Source organism: Bacteroides sp. An51A (assembly GCF_002161565.1).
In the GTDB taxonomy this organism is placed as follows: Bacteria; Bacteroidota; Bacteroidia; order Bacteroidales; family Bacteroidaceae; genus Phocaeicola; species Phocaeicola intestinalis.
This window is the reverse complement of sequence record NZ_NFIC01000001.1, coordinates 491,098-509,114: the sequence shown is the minus strand read 5'-3', so window position 1 is coordinate 509,114 and position 18,017 is coordinate 491,098. Positions and strand designations below refer to the sequence as shown.

The following is an 18,017-nucleotide window of genomic DNA, read 5'->3' as shown; positions in this document are numbered from 1 at the left end:
TCGCTGGTTGACTCTGCCCTATTGCGCATGGCAGAAAGGAGCCATAGAAAACGGCAACAAGCTGATACGGCAATATATCCCGAAAGGAACCGACATCAGTACGGTTACAGAAGGAAAAATAACCAAGATCAGGAAGAAAATTAATGCCAGACCGAGAGAAAAACTCAATTTCTTGACTCCGGCTGAGGTCTTTTTCAAAAATATTTCGTAATGTTGCACTCGCTGGTTGACTCTGCCCTTAACAAATTTATCGAATGAAATCAAAACAGCTTCTAAAAATATTACGTCTATTCAATACAATTCGTTAAATTTGCCGAGCAAGGTCACGTTTAAAGACGGAAGTACGATAACCTATCTGTATGCGGCTGATGGCACAAAGCTTCGCACGGTTCATAAGACAGGGAGTACGGCCACCACGACAGACTATTGCGGGAATGTGGTCTATGAAAACGGCAGTCAGAAATACCTGTTGACGGAAGAGGGTTATGTTACTTTGGCGGATAATAAATACCATTATTATCTGAAAGACCATCAGGGGAATAACCGTGTGGTCATCAGCTCAACGGGGACGGTCGAGGAAACGAACCATTACTATCCTTTCGGCGAGGTGTTCGCGGCAACGAACAATGTCCAGCCGTATAAGTATAATGGTAAGGAGTTCGACAATAAGAACGGCTTGAACTGATATGATTACGGTGCACGGCATTATGATGCGGCGTTGGGAAGGTTTGTGAGTGTTGACCCGTTGGCGGAAGAGTATTCTTCGACTTCACCTTACGGTTATTGTTTAAATGATCCCATTCGGTTTGTTGATCCGGATGGTAAGAAGATAAGGATTGGAACATTTTGGCAGCGTTTAGGTGTTGCACTCGGGATGAAAATTGAATTTATAGAAAAGGTTTCTGAACAGTTTGAACAAAATAATGAGCTTAATTCTACCGTTAAATCTGTTTATGCAGAATTAGAAAATAGTGATTTGGTATTTGATGTACTTCCTTTATCGGAATCTCCCAAAGGAACAAAAATTGGCAACTATGTTATTCCTGATGAAAAAATCGTGCCAGGAGAAAGTCAAGGTGCAACTTTATATTATGATCCTGATATGAAAGAGAGACCGGATGGTGTGGTACGTGATCCTAAAATTGGTTTAGCACATGAAATGGGACACTTAAAGGATTTGATGGATGGTAAGGCTGTTTCTTCTGATGTAAAAAAAGTCATACAAGAAGATAAGGTTGAAAAAACTAAAATGGAGCAGAATGAACGTACTTCATTGATGTTGGAAAATAAAATAAGAGAAGCTTTAGGATATGAAAAAAGAGAAAAGTATTTTGAAAATATTGATAACTAATTGTCTGTTTTTGACCGTAGTATGTAGTGGCTGCAAGGAAATAGCTTTTGAACGGGAAATTAAAAATTGGGGTGTCTATGGACAGCAGATTCCTTTACCAGTACAAATTTGTACAGCAGATTCTACTATTATATTGGCGTGTGAGAGTTGTATTTCATTGGTTGAGGAAATATGTAAACATGATGGAGTGGATGCGGCTGAGGCAGGCGAGATAGTGTATGATGCGTTTAAGCAAAAGTTACCTGTTCATGTTTCTTTGGCCTACTATCAAGAAGCTTTACAAAATCGTATTATAGTAGTTCCTCGAATAGATTCAATCTATCGTAATGAAGGAATTAAAGGCATAATAGAAAATTGTTTTCAATGGAAAGGTGAATCTTGGTGTTTAGATGAAATATCTTACATCCCTGAATATAAATCCAATCGTTGGAGTAAGTCTGAAACAGATTATATTATCTACTTATTGTCTTTGCATAAAATATACATGACCTATTTGATAAGTGATGAAGTGCCTATTATAACATTTGTACTTGCGGATAGAATATCAAATATGCCTTAAAGGGATGATAAAAATTAGTTTGAATTTAAGATGGTAATTTGTTCAATCCTCTTGTTCTATTTTTGATTTATCTTGAAAATAGAATAAGAGGATTGTTCTATGTGGACGGTAGTTTTGAAATCCAAACAATAACTTAATTAATTATTAATCTGTATTTTTACTTCTGTTAACTTAAAAGGTAAGTACATCTGTCGTTACAAAGCGCATCATGGAGAAGCGTCCCGGCTGTGATGCCGTTTATTACATCTATGACAAGGGTGAACGTCTTGTGTTTTCTCAGGACGGTGAGCAGCGCGGGCGTGGCGAGTGGACGTTTACAATTCCTGATGTGTTCGGACGCACCCTGCTGAAAGGCGTCTGCAAGAATATGTTTTATTACGATGACTATCCGTTCATTAACATTGTGACGGAAGCGAAGCGCACAAATGCCTCGAACAACCTGTACGGGCATACGGTTTCGGGCGTGACGTTAAATAACGCAACACTTCACGGTGTGAACTTCTACGACGACTATGCGTTTATCGGGAAAAACGGCGTCCCGACTTCATTGAATTATGCCACTCCCCCTTCTGGCTACGGCACCCGTTATACAGGCGGCTACAAGGGGTTGTTGACGGGTACGGTTACGGCAAGACTGGATGCGTCGGGTGTGGCAGGATACGACTACACGGCTTATTATTACGATGACCGCGGCCGTATCATCCAGACGAGGAGCACGAACCATTTGGGCGGAACGGATGTGGAGTATGTCGCCTATAACTTCATCGGCGACCCAGTGAAGCGTCAGCACGTGCATACCGCCAGCGGCAAGTCGACACAGACCGAGACTTATACCTATACATACGACCATGCAGGCCGGTTAACAATGACGAAGTATAAGCTGAACAGCAATGCCGAAATTACGTTGGCTAGTAATACGTATGATGAACTGGGTAGGCTGAAAACGAAAAGCCTGCACGGCAGCGCAACCAACAAACTGACATACAGCTACAACATCCGTGACTGGCTGACAGGCATCAGCGGCAGCAAGCTGACGCAGAACCTGTACTATAATACGGGTAATGGTACACCGCAATATGGCGGCAATATCAGCAGCATGACTTGGAAGGCCGGCAATGAAAGCGTGATAAGGGGGTATAAGTTTGCCTACGACGGTTTGGGCCGGCTGACTTCTGCTACATACGGCGAAGTCACAAATATCGGTAGCAACGCCAACCGTTTCACGGAAAAGGTTACGGATTATGACCTGAACGGGAATATCAAGGGCTTGCAGCGTTACGGGCAGACCTCCTCAACCGGTTACGACTTGATAGACAACCTGACCTATACGCTGAGCGGCAATCTGATAACACGGGTGGATGATGCCACAACTGCCACGGCTTACAACAACGGTTTCGAGTTTAAAGATGCTGTAAAGCAGACAAACGAGTACACGTATGACAAAAATGGCAACCTGACGAAAGATTTGAATAAGAACATTACGAGTATTCAATATAATTGTTTAAATTTGCCAAGCAAGGTCACGTTTGATTCGGACAGATGAGGTATTACATAAACGGCTGACAAACGGACACGGATCTTTTTTTGATTTGACTCAGGAGTTAAAAGCAGTTATGTTTTACAGGAGTTATCACTTGGTCCAGAAGTTAAAGCCCCATAGACCTGTTTCTGACTCCTGCCGAAGGCATAACTCCTTCTGACTCTTTTTATCTACTGGTATTTTGAGGATATTCATTTAGATTATAATCACAAATATAAAAACTATGTTTACTATGAGGCATTGTTTATGGGCAATAAATTTTTGGGTACTTTTTTGTTTTTGCAGTGTGGGATATGCCTATTCTCCTCGTGAGGTCATTAATCTGAACCGGGAATGGAAGTATATGCAAGGAGACTTGCAAGGAGCCGAAAAGACGGATTATGACGACAATAACTGGGAGACCATTGGGATTCCTCATTCGTTTAGTATTCCCTATTTTATGTCGAAAGATTTCTATACCGGATATGGGTGGTACCGCAAGCGTGTGTTTTTTACAGAAAGGAATCTCTCGGGAAAAATCTTTCTAGAGTTTGACGGTGTTTTTCAGGAAGCGGAAATCTTTTTAAACGGAAAGTTTATAGACCGGCATTGCGGGGGGTATACAGGGTTTTCGGTTGACATAACTGATGCGGCACAAAAAGGAGATAATGTGCTTGCAATACGGGTTAACAATTTATGGCAACCCACTGTGGCACCGCGCGGTGGGGAACATGTTTTTAGCGGAGGTATATACCGTAATGTCCGTTTAGTGTTGAAATCTTCTACGTATATCGGTTGGTATGGAACATTTGTCACGACATCGGGACTTGATGTAAGTAATGGCAAATATGGAATTGTGGACATTTCAACGGAGATTTGTCATTCGGAGCCTGAAACTGGCAATTTCCGTTTGGTTTCCAATATTCTGTCATCTGAAGGCAGGATTATCGCATCCGCACAAAAGATAATACAATTGAAAGGCAATACGAACCAGGTTGTAAAACAGCAAACAGAAAGAATAGAGCATCCTTTCCTGTGGCACCCGTCACATCCGGTCTTGTACAAGTTGGAAAGTCTGCTTTTCAAAGGTGATGAGCTGATAGACCGAGAGGAAACGTCCTTCGGTTTCCGTTGGTTTGAATGGACAAAAGACCACGGTTTTTTTCTGAATGGGAAACATTTGTATTTTAAAGGAATAAATGTTCATCAAGACCAGGCTGGATGGGGTGATGCTGTGACCGATGCTGCAGCACGCCGTGATGTGGCTTTGGTTAAGCAAGCAGGTTTTGATATGATCCGCGGCTCTCACTATCCGCATTCTCCCGCATTTTCGAAAGCTTGTGATGAAGAAGGTGTGCTTTTCTGGTCGGAAGCTCCCTTTTGGGCTACGGCAGGAGAAAAGAAAGACGGATATTGGACAGCAAGTGCTTATCCAGTCCGCCAGGAGGACTGCAAAGAATTTGAAGAAAATGTCTTGCAGCAGTTGGAGGAAATGATACGTATCCACCGTAATCATCCTTCCATTATCGCATGGAGCATGTGCAACGAGCCTTTTTTTACTGCACCGGAAACAATGCATGGGATAAGAAAACTATTGGAGAGAATGGTGGCTCGTACACACCAGCTTGACCCGACACGTCCTGCTGCCATAGGCGGTGCACAGCGTCCGTTGGGAACAGAGCGCATTGACTTGATAGGAGATATTGTGGGGTATAACGGTGATGGAAGTACCATTCTTGATTTTCAGCAGCCGCCTATACCGAATATGGTAACGGAATACGGAAGCACAACATCCGACCGGCCGGGCGAATATATCCCGGGATGGGGAGACTTACAGAAAAATGACGCCTGGAAAGGTGTAGAATGGCGGAGTGGTCAAGCCATCTGGTGTGGGTTCGACCACGGAAGTATCTTTGGTGAAGAAATGGGCAAAATGGGAATTGTTGATTATTTCCGCATTCCGAAACGTTCTTGGTATTGGTACCGGAATGCTTATGCCAATATAGCCCCTCCGATATGGAGTGTGTCAGGCATTCCGGCAAGGTTACGGTTGGAAGCCTCGCAATATACCGGCATCAGGGCCGACGGTACGGACGATGTTCAGTTGACGGTAACTGTTCTCGATGAAACAGGCAGAGAACTGAGCAATTCGCCGGCTGTCAGGCTGACTTTGCTATCGGGACCGGGCGAGTTTCCTACCGGTAGCAGCATCCTGTTTGAAGCGGATAGTGACATTCGTATCATGGATGGAAAAGCAGCGATTGCCTTTCGCTCCTATTATGCAGGCGAATCGGTCATTGAAGCTACTTCACCAGGCTTGGAGCCGGCTCGCGTTAAACTGACATTTTCCGGAGCTCCCGTATATCAAGAAGGAGAGACTCCCCAAGTGAAAAATCGTCCTTATATTCCCTTTGCTTTGCAGAAACAGCATAAAATGCAAAGTTTCGGATTGAATAACCCAGCTTTTGGTAGCAGTGCTGCACAGGGACATGCCACAGGATATGCTGCTGATGGTAAGCTTGATACTTGGTGGGAACCTGAAAATTCAGACCGAAAGGTATATTGGACACTTGATACGGAACGTTTCTTGATGTTGGATGAGGTTTGTGTCCGGTTTGCAGGTGCAGCTCCGTATCAGTACAAGATTGAAGTGTCTGAGAACAATAAAGACTGGATCGTGGTTTCGGATAAGACCGGCAACCATGTTCCGCTAGATTCGGACCTGATAAAAAGTGACAGGCAGGTAAAAATGCATTATCTTCGTATCAGTTTTCCTCATTCTGAAAGATACGTGACACCGAAGCTTGCTGAAGTGGAGGTACGCGGACAATTATACTGACACATAACACACACTGCACACGGTTGCATACGCTCATGAGGCTGTGTGCAGTGTTTATTTCTTTATTCTAATGCAATGGTACGCACCTGCACTTCCTGATGCAGAAAGACGTGGGCTGACTCACGGAATTTTTCTACCGATTCGGTAGTAAGGAAAAGACAATTCCCTCCCGTTTCGCAATGGGTCCGTATTTCCGGATGTCGGATAAGGTAGTCTTTCAGGCTGGCTGCTACGTATTTGCCTTGTTCTATCAGGCGGATGTGTGACGGAGTGTAACAACGGATTTTATCCAACAAAAGAGGATAGTGAGTACAGCCTAAAATGATGGTATCTATTTCCGGGTCTTGGGAGAGCAGGCGGTCGAGGTATTTTTGTACGAAATAATCGGCACCAGGGCTTTGGGCTTCATTATTCTCTATTAATGGTACCCACATGGGACAGGATACACTTGTCAATCGGATTTCGGGATAAAGCTTGTGGATTTCTAACGGATAGGATTGTGACTTTACAGTACCTTCGGTGGCAAGCAACCCTACGTGGCGGGTTTGAGTCAAGTTGCCGATGCATTCTACGGTAGGACGTATTACGCCCAGTACTCTGCGGGCTGGGTCGAGATGTGGAAGGTCTTGTTGCTGGATACTGCGGAGTGCTTTTGCCGAAGCTGTATTGCAGGCAAGGATAACCAATGGACATCCCAGCTCGAAGAGTTTTCGTACCGCCTGTAAAGTGAATTCGTATACCACTTCGAACGAACGTGTGCCATAGGGGGTACGGGCATTGTCGCCTAAATAGAGATAATTGTACTGAGGAAGCAGGCTGCGTATTTTGTCAAGGATAGTCAACCCTCCGTAGCCGGAATCGAAGATGCCGATGGGTCCTGTGGTTGTCATGATATTTAAATCAGAAACGCAGATTAACGCAGATTGGCGCAGAATGTAAAGTTTTAATCTGCGAGAATCTGTGTTAATCTGCGGTGAATAAACAGAAGGAGATTAGTTTGCCGGAGTAGTAGTTGCGGATGCAGCCGGTGTTGCCGGTACTGCAGTCAGGCTGATACCCAACTTGGTTTTGATATCGTTGGTAACATCTTTCGATACGTTTTCATCGATGTAAGGGATGTCCGTACGGTTCAGGTCGAAAACGTAGGTGTATCCGCCAGCTGCACCGATAGCTTTTACTGCATCTTCCAGTTTCTTGTAAATCGGATCCATCATATCAGTATAAGCTTTTTGCAGCTGCTGCTGTGCTTCCTGCTGAAACTGTATACCTTTTTCCTGCATTTCCTGTAATTCTTTCTGGCGGCGTTCCTGGATGTTTTGCGGAAGTGTCTTTTGTTCTTGTTGGTATTCTGCAAATTTTTTGCTGAACTCGTCTGAAGCACGTTTGATTTCGTCTTCGTACTGTTTCTGCAAAGCTTGAATATCAGTTTGGGCTTTGGCATATTCCGGCATTACCGGGATGATGTCCATAGACTTAAAATGCGCGAACTTTTGCGCGAACAAGCTCATCGGAGCGACGAGCAGCAATAATAAAGCAATTCTTTTCAACATAATCTTGATTTTCTATTAGTTTTTAATTTATTGTTTTTGTTCCTGTTGCGGTTCTCGTAAGAGAACGGCTGCAAATGTATAAAATTAATTTGAATATCCTAAGCGTGAGAGCACTTCATTGCTGATATCAATGCGCGGAGAGGCAAAAATCATACTTTGTGCCGAGGCGCGGTCAATAACTGCATCGTAATTCTGCTCCATAGCAATGTCTTTAACAGCATTATAAATGTTGTCTTGGATAGGAGCGACAAGTTCCCGTTGTTTCTTCATCATTTCGCCTTGAGGACCGAAATATTTTTGCCGGAGTTCGGCTGCTTCTTTTTCTTTTGCCACAACTGCTTCTTCTTTTGCAGTACGTTGTGCATCGGTCAGCGTAGCGGCATCTTTCTGGTAAGCCTCATACAAGGCTTTGGCTTCGTTGCTCTTGGCTTCTATTTCGCTTTGCCATTGTTGGGACAGCGATTCCATTTGCTGGTTTGCCTGTTCATAGGCAGGGATATGTTTCAAGATAAATTCCATGTCTATCAACGCGAATTTCTGTGCCTGTGCCGCGCAGAGGCTTATCACAAGCAGTGCTGCAGAGAAAATCAATCTTTTCATATCTTTGGGTCTTTAGGTTAAAATTCTTGTCCGATAATAAAGTGGAACTGGCTTCCACTGTATTGCGTAGAGCCGTTGATCTTGTCGAAACCGTATGCCCAGTCGATACCCATCATACCAATCATCGGCAGGAAGATACGTACACCGACTCCGGCAGAACGTTTCAGCTTGAACGGATTGAAGTCTGCTACATCCGTCCATGCATTTCCGGCTTCTACAAATCCCAAGGCATAGATGCTGGTAGAGTTTTCCAACATCAGCGGGTAGCGGAGTTCAGCTCCCAGACGGATATAAGCATATCCTTCGCTTCCGTAGGGGGTCAACGAACCGTTCTCATATCCACGTAGGGCGATGGTTTCGGATGCGTAGTTGTAACTGTATCCTGTCATACCGTCACCTCCGACATAGAAGGTTTCGAACGGAGAGCGCTTATAACGGTTGAAGTGTCCTAAGATACCAAATTCAGCACGGGTCATGATGACCGGACACTTCTGGATATCCATCAAAGCGGTATAAGTCTTCGATTTGAATTTCCACTTGTGGTATTCAATCCATTTAAACATACTTGCTGCCTCGTCGTAGTTGTCTCTTCCGTAAGTAGAATAGTCTTTGTTGCTGAAGAGCGAGTAAGGCGGCGTGATTTGCAACGAAGCGGTAAACTCGGAACCACGGCGTGGAAAAATGGGATTGTCGGTAGAGTTACGCGACAAAGTCAGGTTCAAGCTCAAGCTGTTGCAATTACCTGTGTTCATGTATTCCCCGTTGTTCAACCGGATATACAGGTAACTCCAATCTTTCAGCATAAAGCGCTGGTAGGACAATTCTGCCATGAACGTGAAATAGTCATCGGGCCAGCGCAAGCGTTTTCCCCATCCTACCGAGAACCCGAACATCTTGATGGAGCGGTCAGGGTCGTAGTAAGATTCGTAATTGTCATAATAGCCATAGTTGCCGTATCCCCATCCGTACAGATAATTGTAGTAGTTGTTCATGTAAGCCGAGTTGTAATACTGGCTGCTGATATCGGTCTGTACAGAATAGAATGCGGATACTGAAAGTGAGTTCGGGCGCTTACCGCCAAACCATGGGTCAAGGAACGAGATACTGTATGCCTGATAATATTGTCCGTTGGTCTGGCCACTGATGGTAAGGGTCTGTCCGTCACCTTGCGGCAGGAATCCCCGGAAGTTGTCATTCTTGCGGAACAGGTTGGCGAACGAGAAGTTGGTGAATTTCAGGCTCAGCTTACCGATGATACCTGTCTGTCCCCATCCTGCTGAAAATTCTACCTGGTCGTTCGCTTTCGATTCCAGTCCCCAATTAATATCTACCGTACCATCTTCGTAATTGGGCTGTACCTGTGGGTTGATGGTTTCAGGATTGAAGTGCCCCATTTGAGCGATTTCACGGTACGAACGTTCCAAGGCTTCCTTGCTGAACAAGTCTCCAGGACGGGTACGAAGTTCACGGCGGATGACGTTTTCGTACAAACGGTCGTTACCATTGATGCGTACATGGCTGATGCTTGCCTGCGGACCTTCCATCACGCGCATTTCAAGGTCGATGGAGTCACCATCGATATTCACTTCTACCGGGTCGATGTTCGAGAACACGTAACCACGGTTATAATAATTGTTCTTGATGGCATCTTCATCATTCGAAAGGCGGTCGTCCAGCAACTTCTGGTTGTATACGTCACCATGCTTCATCTGCAATTGTTCGTTCAGCAGGTCAGAAGGATAGACGGTATTTCCCACCCATGTAATGTTGCGTAGGTAATATTTGTTGCCTTCGTATATCTTCATATATACATCTACCGTCTTTTCATCGTAAGGTGATACGCTGTCCACTTCGATGACAGCATCGCGATAGCCCAGTTCGTTGTATTTTTCGATGATTTTCTGCTTATCTTCTTCGTAACGTTCATCGATGAATTTCTTGGTGCGGAACAGGTTGATGAGCTTACCTTTTTCATTGGTCTTTTTCATCACACGCTTTAACTTCTTGTCTGTCAATACCGTATTGCCGTCAATCGTGATTTTGTGGACTTTTACCTTTTCTTTCTTGTCAATGTTTACATCAACATACACCTGCTCCTTGTCATTGGGGGCTTCGCGTTCGATAATGTTGATTTCGGCATTTTTAAACCCTTTCTCATCAAAGTATTTCTTGATGATGATTTTGGCACGGTCTACCATATTGGGCGTAATCTGCATACCTTTCACCATATTGCCGAGCTTGTTTTGCAAGTCTTCACGCTCACCTTTCTTGATACCATTGAAATGGATGTCGGCGATACGCGGACGCTGGGTCAGTTCGATGCGGATCCAGATTTTATTTCCTTCTATCTTATCTGCCGAAATACGGACATCCGAAAACAATCCGTGGCGCCAATACCGCTTGACGGCATCGGTGATATCATCGCCCGGCACGGTAATGGTCTGCCCAACGGCAAGTCCGGAGATACCGATCAATACATAATCCTCGTAGTTTTTCACTCCCTCCACCTTGATGTCGGCTATTTCATATTTCTTGGGAGTCCCGTTATATAAAATGACTGGTTGGTTCTCTGGTGTCTCCGATTGCTCTGCCGGCTGTGGTGTATCGTGGTGTAAAGAGGCAGAGCCGTCCTCTTCATCTGTCTGACCTTCCTGCACGTTGTTTTCTTGTGCATGTCCGATAGCCGGAAAGCTGAAACATATCAGTACCAATAGAGTAAGAAAAAAACTGTATCGCATCTTTTTTAGGGTTTCAATAATTGTTCACTTGTTTTGCCAAAACGGCGTTCTCTTTGTTGATAATCGTATATTGCTTTGCAAAATTCTTCTGCCTTGAAGTCGGGCCAGTAGGTGTCGCAAAAATAAAGTTCAGAATAAGCACATTGCCATAATAGGTAATTGCTGAGCCTTATTTCGCCTCCTGTACGTATCAGCAGGTCAGGGTCGGGCATAAAACTGGTTGCCAGATACTGGTCAATGGTCTTGTCGGTTATTTCATCGACGGCAAGTTTCTGGCACGTCACTTGTGCTGCTATCTGTTTGACGGCTTCGGTCAGCTCCCATTTCGATGAATAACTGAGAGCCAGTACCAGACACATGCCTGTATTGACCGATGTGCGTTTGATGCATTGTTGCAGGCGTTCGGCCACATTGACGGGTAACTTGTCCTTTTCGCCGATGATGCGGAAACGGATGTTGTTCTTCATCAGCGTCTCTTCCTCGATGGAATCCATAAGGAGAGCCATCAGGGCAGACACTTCTTCGGCAGGCCGTTTCCAGTTTTCGGTAGAGAAGGTGTAAAGTGTCAGGTATTTCACTCCCAGCCGTGCAGCTTCTTCTGCAATGACATGTACTGTTTCGGCACCTGCCTGATGCCCGAACGAGCGGGCATGACCGCGTTGTTTAGCCCATCGCCCGTTACCGTCCATAATGATGGCAATGTGTGCCGGAATCCGTGATTTGTCTATTAAGTCCTTGTATGATGTCATGATGCTTTACGTTTTTCTACCATTTGGGAAGGAATCCCAGCCGGTTGATTCGTCCTCTGCTCATATATCCGTTGTGCCAGATAATCCAAATAAAGTTGTTCTCATCTACTACACACGAGTAGCTTCCTTCACCCAGTGATTCTCCTTCTTCGTATTTTTGCTTGAATGAGTCTGACTTTGGGAAGCGGACATAGCGTGTCACAGGTTTCCAAGAGAGACCATTGTCGGTCGACTCGAAGAACGTGTTGAACGGGTGCCGGTATTCTTTATGCGGAAGGCTGTTGATGAATCCTCCGAAAGCATATAGTTTCTTGTCGTAATAAATCATTGTTCCGTCGGCGATGTTCGGACAATAGAAAGTATCGGCCTGTGCATAGTCGTAAGCAATCCAATCGTTTTCAGAATTTAGCCGGCTGGCTGCAAATCCGAACTCATTCCCTAGTGCATCGGGATGGAATCCGAATACGACGGCGCGTGTCAGGGTGGAATTATAGGAAACAGGTAATGACGCAAACGAGAAACGTTGGTTTACGTCAGGGAAAATGCTCCCTTCTCCGTCTTCGCTCCACGATGTGCCGTTGTAGGTCACACACCGGTTGTCCTCGGTGTAGGCATACAGGTAAGAAAGTCCGCTTGCCGTAGTGGCATTTGCCAGGAGTTGCTTCAGGCGATATGCTGGTGCAGGAAGGGAGGAAGGCTGGATAACACTACCGGAAAGTTCGTACAAGGTACCGTCGGCAAGGAAATAAACCGTGCCGTTCCATACCATTGCCGAATAAGAGTCGGTTTCTTGCGGAACATTGTCGAGGGCAATCCAGCCGTCTGCCTGTCCGTTGGTACTGACCGTAGTATATTCGATGACAGGTGTATCCCCGTCTTGTCCGAATACGTAGATACGTCCGTCTGTGTATACCGCTTTCTGGCGGGTCAGGCTCTGTGATACGAAAGCTTGTTGTGAGGCTTCTTCGTCCCATGTCAACGAATCGGGTTCTTGCTGGTGTACATTGATTTTTATGTGGTAGGCTTTTCCCATCCGTCCGCTGTAGGACATAACCTTGAAAGTCAGTCCTTCGCTAGGAGCCACCGCAAAATTGATGGAGTCGGTATTGGTCCAAAGCGTATCTACAGGTTCGGTACCTAACGAGTCTATTTTGCCGTATACTATATAAGGAGAATCGGCATTGATGTTGGTAACGACTCTTGAAATGTCGGTCCCTACCGGAAGCGAGTCTTTATTTTCGATAGTCCGGTTCAGCTGGTCGATGGTGAAAGGATAATTCGACATAGACAACGTATCCATATACAAGGAATCGCTTCCGTCTTGAGCCTGTCCGGTTTTTTGCATCCATAGTGTCCCTACCGAGAAATGGATGATGCTCGTTTCGTTGGTATAGGTTACTTCTATTGTATCATCATTCAGGCAAGATGTCATTGAGAATGTAGCTAAAGCCAGGCTTGCTAATAATATGGATAAAAATCTTATTTTCATTATTAGTATATTCTTTGCATTACAAGTTGCAAAAGTAGAAAGTTTTTTTTCCACTTGGAACTTTTATATCAAGTTTTATATAAAATTATGGATAAACTTTACTTTTTTATCTGCGAATCAGGCAATTTGTCGTACCGGTTGACATAGTGCGCTATCACAGACCGGTCTCTTGGCAGGAAAGAGCATGGGAAACCGCAGGGAATGGACGGTGCCTGTACTCCTTCCCCCAATATGGTGGGGACATGTTCGGCATACGTTTCGTCCCATAATCCTGCATCAAGGAAGGACTGGAGCAACCGGTTCCCGCCTTCCACCAGCAGAGATTGGATTTTATGCTCGTATAAGATACGGGCGATCTGGGGCAGAATGTCTTTGTCAAAGTCGAGAGGAATGAAAGTCAGGTTGGCCTTTCCTGTCTGGGGTGCTGAAGTGAACACCCACGTGGGGGTACTTCCGTCGAACAGGTGCAGGGAAGACGGGAGTGAGAGATGGCGGTCGATTACCAGCCGTAGGGGATGCTTGCCATACCATTCGCGGGTAGTGAGTGAAGGATTGTCGAGCAGGGCAGTGCGTCTTCCCACCAGTATTGCCTGATGTTCGGCACGTAGTTTGTGCACGTATGCCGATGTGAGTGGGGAAGAAAGCCGCACCGCTTTTCCTTCCTGACGTATGGTATCGATGAATCCGTCGGCCGATTGTGCCCATTTCAGGGTAATGTAAGGACGTTTTTGCTGGTTGAATGTCACAAAACGCTTAATCAGGTCCCGGCATTCTTGTTCCAGCACTCCGGTCTTGACTTCGATGCCGGCATCTCTGAGTTTTCGGATACCTCTTCCCGATACCAGCGAGAAGGGGTCAATGCATCCTACTACTACACGGGGAATACCTTTGCGGATAATCAGGTCGGCGCACGGAGGAGTCTTCCCGTAATGGGAACAAGGTTCCAGGCTGACATAAAGGGTAGAATCGTGGAGCAGGCTTTCGTCCTTCACCGAGGCAATGGCATTTACTTCGGCATGACCCTCACCGCAACGGGCATGGTATCCTTCGCCGATAATCTTGCCTTGGTGTACGATGACGGCTCCTACCATCGGATTGGGAGGCGTATTGCATAATCCGTTCTTTGCCAACTGAATGCAGCGGCTTATGTATTTTTCGTCTGTAGTCATAAGCGTATGTTTTTTTCTTTTTGTACCTTTGTGGCATTATGCATCCTTTATATACCTATATTATACAGTCGCTTTCGGGCCTGTATCCAGACTTGGAAGTGAAAGCGTTGGCCAAAGGAATCCTGACCGATGTGTTCGGATTTTCTGCCGTTGATTTGTACGCGGGCAAAGATAGGAATTTTTCAACGAAAGAACGCGAGAAGCTTGAAGATATTCTTTCCCGTTTGAAGCGTTTCGAGCCTTTTCAGTACATTACCGGTGAAACTTTTTTCCTTGGACATCCTTTTTATGTGACGCATGACGTGCTGGTTCCCCGTCCCGAAACCGCCGAGCTGGTGGAATGGATAGCCCGCGATTATGCTTCACAGGAGGGTTTGCGGGTGTTGGACATCGGTACGGGAAGTGGTTGCATCGCGGTGTCGTTGGCACGGTTGTTACCTCGTTCTTCGGTGCTGGCATGGGATGTATCTGAAGCAGCCCTTTCCGTAGCAAGGCGGAACGCTGCACGCAATGGGGTGAATGTGGAGTGCGTCCGGGTGGATGTGCTCTCGCATATAGTTGCGATGCCCGATGCAGATATATGGGTGAGCAATCCTCCTTATATTCGTGAGCAGGAGAAGGCAAGTATGGATAGGAATGTGCTCGACTGGGAACCGGGGCTTGCTTTGTTTGTTCCCGATAACGACCCTTTGTTGTTTTACCGGAAAATAGCAGAACTGGGAAGTAAACATTTGTCTTCCAGTGGCGTTTTATATTATGAAATCAATCAGGCATACGGGCGTGAAACGGTGGAATTACTCCGAAGCATGGGATATCGGAACGTAGAGTTGCGGAAAGACCTTTCGGGCAACGACCGTATGGTAAAAGCGGAAAGACCATGAAGATTTATACTGAAAGCGAATTGAAGAATAAGGCTGAGGCTTATTGTGTGCGGACCGAGCGTTGTCCGGAAGAAGTGGCGCAGAAGCTGGAGCAATGGGGAGCTACTGAAGAAGAAAATGCCCGCATCCTTGCTATGCTTCAACAAGACCGTTTCATTGATACATGCCGCTATTGCAAAGCTTTCGTGCGCGATAAATATCGCTTCGCACGCTGGGGGAGAAACAAGATAATCCAGGCATTGCGGATGAAACACTTGCCTTCCGATGATATATCGGCGGGGCTTGAAGAGATAGACGATGAGGAATATAGCCGCATCTTGCGCGAAGTGCTTGCCCAAAAGCGGAAGTCGGTAACAGGAAAGACCGAGTACGAACGAGCCATGAAGTTGCTTCGCTATGCCGTGACAAAAGGGTATACGGTAGACGAAATCAAGCGTTACGTCCATCAGGTGTCAGAAGATGAGTTTATGGACTGACTTGCGCGATTTCTTTTTCCCTCGTCTTTGTGTGGCGTGCGGGAACCGTCTGTTGTCAGGCGAGGAAGGAGTGTGCCTTCGTTGTGCATCTTCGCTGCCTTATACTCATTTATATAATAAGGTAGGAAATGAGATGGAGCAATGTTTTTGGGGACGATTCCCGATAGAACGTGCATCTTCGCTTTTCTATTATGCCAAGGGAGGAACGGTGGCACGTATTTTGTATGCGATGAAATATGATGGCCAGCGAAAACTTTGTGTAAAGATGGGCGAGTGGATAGGGAGTGAGTTGTTGCCTACAGGTTTTTTCGACGGGATTGATTGCTTGCTTCCTGTGCCTTTGTTCCGCACCCGTGAAAGAAAGAGGGGATACAATCAGAGTGAGCTTCTGGCGCGCGGCATAGCCGAAAAGACAGGCTTGCCTGTATGCCGGAATGCCATTTACCGTCTTCGGAATAATGCCACTCAGACCCATAAGAGCGGTTATGCCCGCTGGCTGAATGTGCAGGAGTTGTTTTGTGCTACTGCAGATGCAGCATCTTTGGCAGGGAAACATATCCTGCTGGTCGATGATGTACTTACTACCGGAGCTACGCTGGTGGCGTGTGCTGATGCCTTGTCGGCCATCGGAGACATTCGTATCAGTATTGTCACTTTGGCGTGGACAAAATGAAAGTTTACTAACTTTTTATTAAAAAAATCCCTATATATTTCATATTCACGTATGTTTTGCATATTTTTGCATCGTTATTTATCAGATAAATAAAGTTATGAAAGCTTTGGAAAGATTATTTGCAGAAAAATTGTTGAAGGTAAAAGCTGTAAAGATTCAGCCTGCGAACCCTTTCACATGGGCATCGGGTTGGAAATCCCCTATTTATTGTGACAACCGCAAGACATTGTCTTATCCTGCCTTGCGCAATTTTGTCAAGTTGGAGTTGTGCCGTATCATTATGGAACGGTTTGGAGAAGTGGATGCAATAGCGGGTGTAGCTACAGGAGCCATTCCCCAAGGCGCATTGGTGGCAGAGGAACTGAACCTCCCGTTCGTCTATGTACGTTCGAGCCCCAAAGACCACGGTCTGGAAAACCTGATTGAGGGCGAGCTTCGTCCGGGTATGAAGGTCGTAGTGGTAGAAGACTTGATATCTACAGGCGGAAGCAGCCTGAAAGCCGTAAACGCTATCCGCCAGAACGGATGCAACGTCATCGGCATGGTGGCTTCGTTCACATACGGATTCGATGTTTCTGTAGAAGCATTCAAAGAGGCAAAAGTGGAATTGGTTACCTTGACCAATTACAATGCGGTATTGGATGCAGCCTTGAAGACCAATTACATCGACGAGCAGGATATTCCTATCCTTCAGGCATGGAGAAAAGACCCGGCACATTGGACGGGAAAATAAATAAAGCATGAAAATTATTTACGACTTTACGATTTACTATTTACTATAATAGTCAGTCAGAAACAGAATGCGAAAATATAGTCTGTTTTTAGTAGAGACGTCACATTGTGGCGTCTCTACTGCATGCGGTATTTTTCGCAAACCGATTTTGTTCTGCTATAATTCATCGAAATAGTAAATCGTAAATAGTAAAATCGTAAATAATATTCTGTGTTCAATTAGATACAATGTATGGTACAATTTGAAAGCAGTGTGAAACATGTTCCGTATACACAGGAACGGGTCTATACAAAACTGGCTGACTTAAACAATCTTGCCTCGGTGCGTGAGAAGCTGGGCGAACTGAAAGAAAAATTCCCCGGAAAGGTGGAAGACTTGGTTTTCGACCAGGATTCGCTGACCTTGAAAGTGCAAGGCATCAGCCTTACGCTCCGTATCGTGGAACGCGAGCCGATGAAGTGCATCAAGTTTGAAGGCGACAAGACACCTATCCCGATGAACTTGTGGATACAAATCCTTCCGGAAGGCGAAGCGGAAGCCAAGATGAAGGTGACTATCCGTGCCGAAGTGAACGCCTTTATGAAAGCCATGGTGTCGAAGCCTTTGCAAGAAGGGGTAGAAAAACTGGCAGATATGCTTGCGATGATTCCTTATTGAGTTTGTAAGTTCTTGAGTTTTTAAGTTTGGAGTG

Annotated in this window: 16 protein-coding genes and 2 pseudogenes; 11 read left to right on the top strand and 7 right to left on the bottom strand. The window is 45.5% G+C overall.

Annotated features, from left to right (window positions below; all coding sequences use genetic code 11):
* Window positions 1-16: 16 nt before the first annotated feature.
* The 6 genes and pseudogenes from B5G04_RS20180 to B5G04_RS01975 form a co-directional block, all read left to right on the top strand.
* Window positions 17-211: pseudogene (locus B5G04_RS20180) on the top strand (IS30 family transposase); the annotation flags it as partial.
* Between the two features lie 48 nt (window positions 212-259).
* Window positions 260-823, top strand: a pseudogene (locus B5G04_RS19260) (RHS repeat-associated core domain-containing protein); the annotation flags it as partial.
* Between the two features lie 51 nt (window positions 824-874).
* Complete coding sequence (locus B5G04_RS20710) at window positions 875-1,351, top strand: M91 family zinc metallopeptidase (RefSeq protein ID WP_343211140.1); 477 nt, start codon at window positions 875-877, stop codon at window positions 1,349-1,351.
* Complete coding sequence (locus tag B5G04_RS01985; RefSeq protein WP_143270414.1) at window positions 1,311-1,910, top strand: hypothetical protein; 600 nt, start codon at window positions 1,311-1,313, stop codon at window positions 1,908-1,910. The genes B5G04_RS20710 and B5G04_RS01985 overlap by 41 nt, the downstream gene beginning before the upstream one ends.
* 208 nt (window positions 1,911-2,118) lie before the next feature.
* Window positions 2,119-3,453 carry a hypothetical protein gene (locus B5G04_RS01980; RefSeq protein ID WP_087395470.1) on the top strand — a complete coding sequence of 445 codons (1,335 nt, stop codon included), beginning with the start codon at window positions 2,119-2,121 and terminating at the stop codon, window positions 3,451-3,453.
* Between the two features lie 220 nt (window positions 3,454-3,673).
* Window positions 3,674-6,268, top strand: coding sequence for a glycoside hydrolase family 2 TIM barrel-domain containing protein (locus B5G04_RS01975; protein ID WP_087395467.1), 2,595 nt, complete (start codon window positions 3,674-3,676; stop codon window positions 6,266-6,268).
* A 62-nt stretch (window positions 6,269-6,330) separates the two neighbouring features.
* Here B5G04_RS01975 and murI read toward each other — a convergent pair whose 3' ends face one another.
* From murI to ribD, 7 genes are all read right to left on the bottom strand, one after another.
* Window positions 6,331-7,158 carry a glutamate racemase gene (gene murI, locus B5G04_RS01970; protein ID WP_087395464.1) on the bottom strand — a complete coding sequence of 276 codons (828 nt, stop codon included), beginning with the start codon at window positions 7,156-7,158 and terminating at the stop codon, window positions 6,331-6,333.
* A 102-nt stretch (window positions 7,159-7,260) separates the two neighbouring features.
* Complete coding sequence (locus B5G04_RS01965; RefSeq protein ID WP_022040406.1) at window positions 7,261-7,818, bottom strand: OmpH family outer membrane protein; 558 nt, start codon at window positions 7,816-7,818, stop codon at window positions 7,261-7,263.
* Between the two features lie 84 nt (window positions 7,819-7,902).
* Complete coding sequence (locus tag B5G04_RS01960) at window positions 7,903-8,418, bottom strand: OmpH family outer membrane protein (protein WP_087211810.1); 516 nt, start codon at window positions 8,416-8,418, stop codon at window positions 7,903-7,905.
* Between the two features lie 17 nt (window positions 8,419-8,435).
* The gene (gene bamA / locus B5G04_RS01955) at window positions 8,436-11,156 is read right to left on the bottom strand and encodes an outer membrane protein assembly factor BamA (protein ID WP_087248432.1); all 2,721 of its coding nucleotides are present in this window, start codon (window positions 11,154-11,156) and stop codon (window positions 8,436-8,438) included.
* 5 nt (window positions 11,157-11,161) lie between these two features.
* Window positions 11,162-11,905 carry an isoprenyl transferase gene (locus B5G04_RS01950; protein ID WP_087395461.1) on the bottom strand — a complete coding sequence of 248 codons (744 nt, stop codon included), beginning with the start codon at window positions 11,903-11,905 and terminating at the stop codon, window positions 11,162-11,164.
* 16 nt (window positions 11,906-11,921) lie between these two features.
* On the bottom strand, window positions 11,922-13,394 hold the full coding sequence (locus B5G04_RS01945; RefSeq protein WP_143270413.1) for a DUF6242 domain-containing protein: 1,473 nt from the start codon (window positions 13,392-13,394) through the stop codon (window positions 11,922-11,924).
* Window positions 13,395-13,492: 98 nt separating this feature from the next.
* Window positions 13,493-14,563 carry a bifunctional diaminohydroxyphosphoribosylaminopyrimidine deaminase/5-amino-6-(5-phosphoribosylamino)uracil reductase RibD gene (gene ribD / locus B5G04_RS01940; protein WP_022040401.1) on the bottom strand — a complete coding sequence of 357 codons (1,071 nt, stop codon included), beginning with the start codon at window positions 14,561-14,563 and terminating at the stop codon, window positions 13,493-13,495.
* 38 nt (window positions 14,564-14,601) lie between these two features.
* Here ribD and prmC point away from each other — a divergent pair, with 38 nt between their 5' ends.
* The 5 genes from prmC to B5G04_RS01915 all read left to right on the top strand — a co-directional run bounded on the left by prmC (window position 14,602) and on the right by B5G04_RS01915 (window position 17,983).
* Window positions 14,602-15,444, top strand: coding sequence for a peptide chain release factor N(5)-glutamine methyltransferase (gene prmC, locus B5G04_RS01935; protein WP_087395454.1), 843 nt, complete (start codon window positions 14,602-14,604; stop codon window positions 15,442-15,444).
* Window positions 15,441-15,920, top strand: coding sequence for a regulatory protein RecX (locus tag B5G04_RS01930; RefSeq protein WP_022040399.1), 480 nt, complete (start codon window positions 15,441-15,443; stop codon window positions 15,918-15,920). The genes prmC and B5G04_RS01930 overlap by 4 nt, the downstream gene beginning before the upstream one ends.
* Window positions 15,904-16,593 (top strand): ComF family protein, encoded by a 690-nt coding sequence (locus B5G04_RS01925; RefSeq protein ID WP_087211799.1) that lies wholly within the window; start codon window positions 15,904-15,906, stop codon window positions 16,591-16,593. The genes B5G04_RS01930 and B5G04_RS01925 overlap by 17 nt, the downstream gene beginning before the upstream one ends.
* 97 nt (window positions 16,594-16,690) lie before the next feature.
* On the top strand, window positions 16,691-17,326 hold the full coding sequence (pyrE, locus tag B5G04_RS01920) for an orotate phosphoribosyltransferase (protein ID WP_013618064.1): 636 nt from the start codon (window positions 16,691-16,693) through the stop codon (window positions 17,324-17,326).
* Between the two features lie 231 nt (window positions 17,327-17,557).
* Window positions 17,558-17,983 carry an SRPBCC family protein gene (locus B5G04_RS01915; protein ID WP_087211796.1) on the top strand — a complete coding sequence of 142 codons (426 nt, stop codon included), beginning with the start codon at window positions 17,558-17,560 and terminating at the stop codon, window positions 17,981-17,983.
* Window positions 17,984-18,017 lie beyond the last annotated feature (34 nt).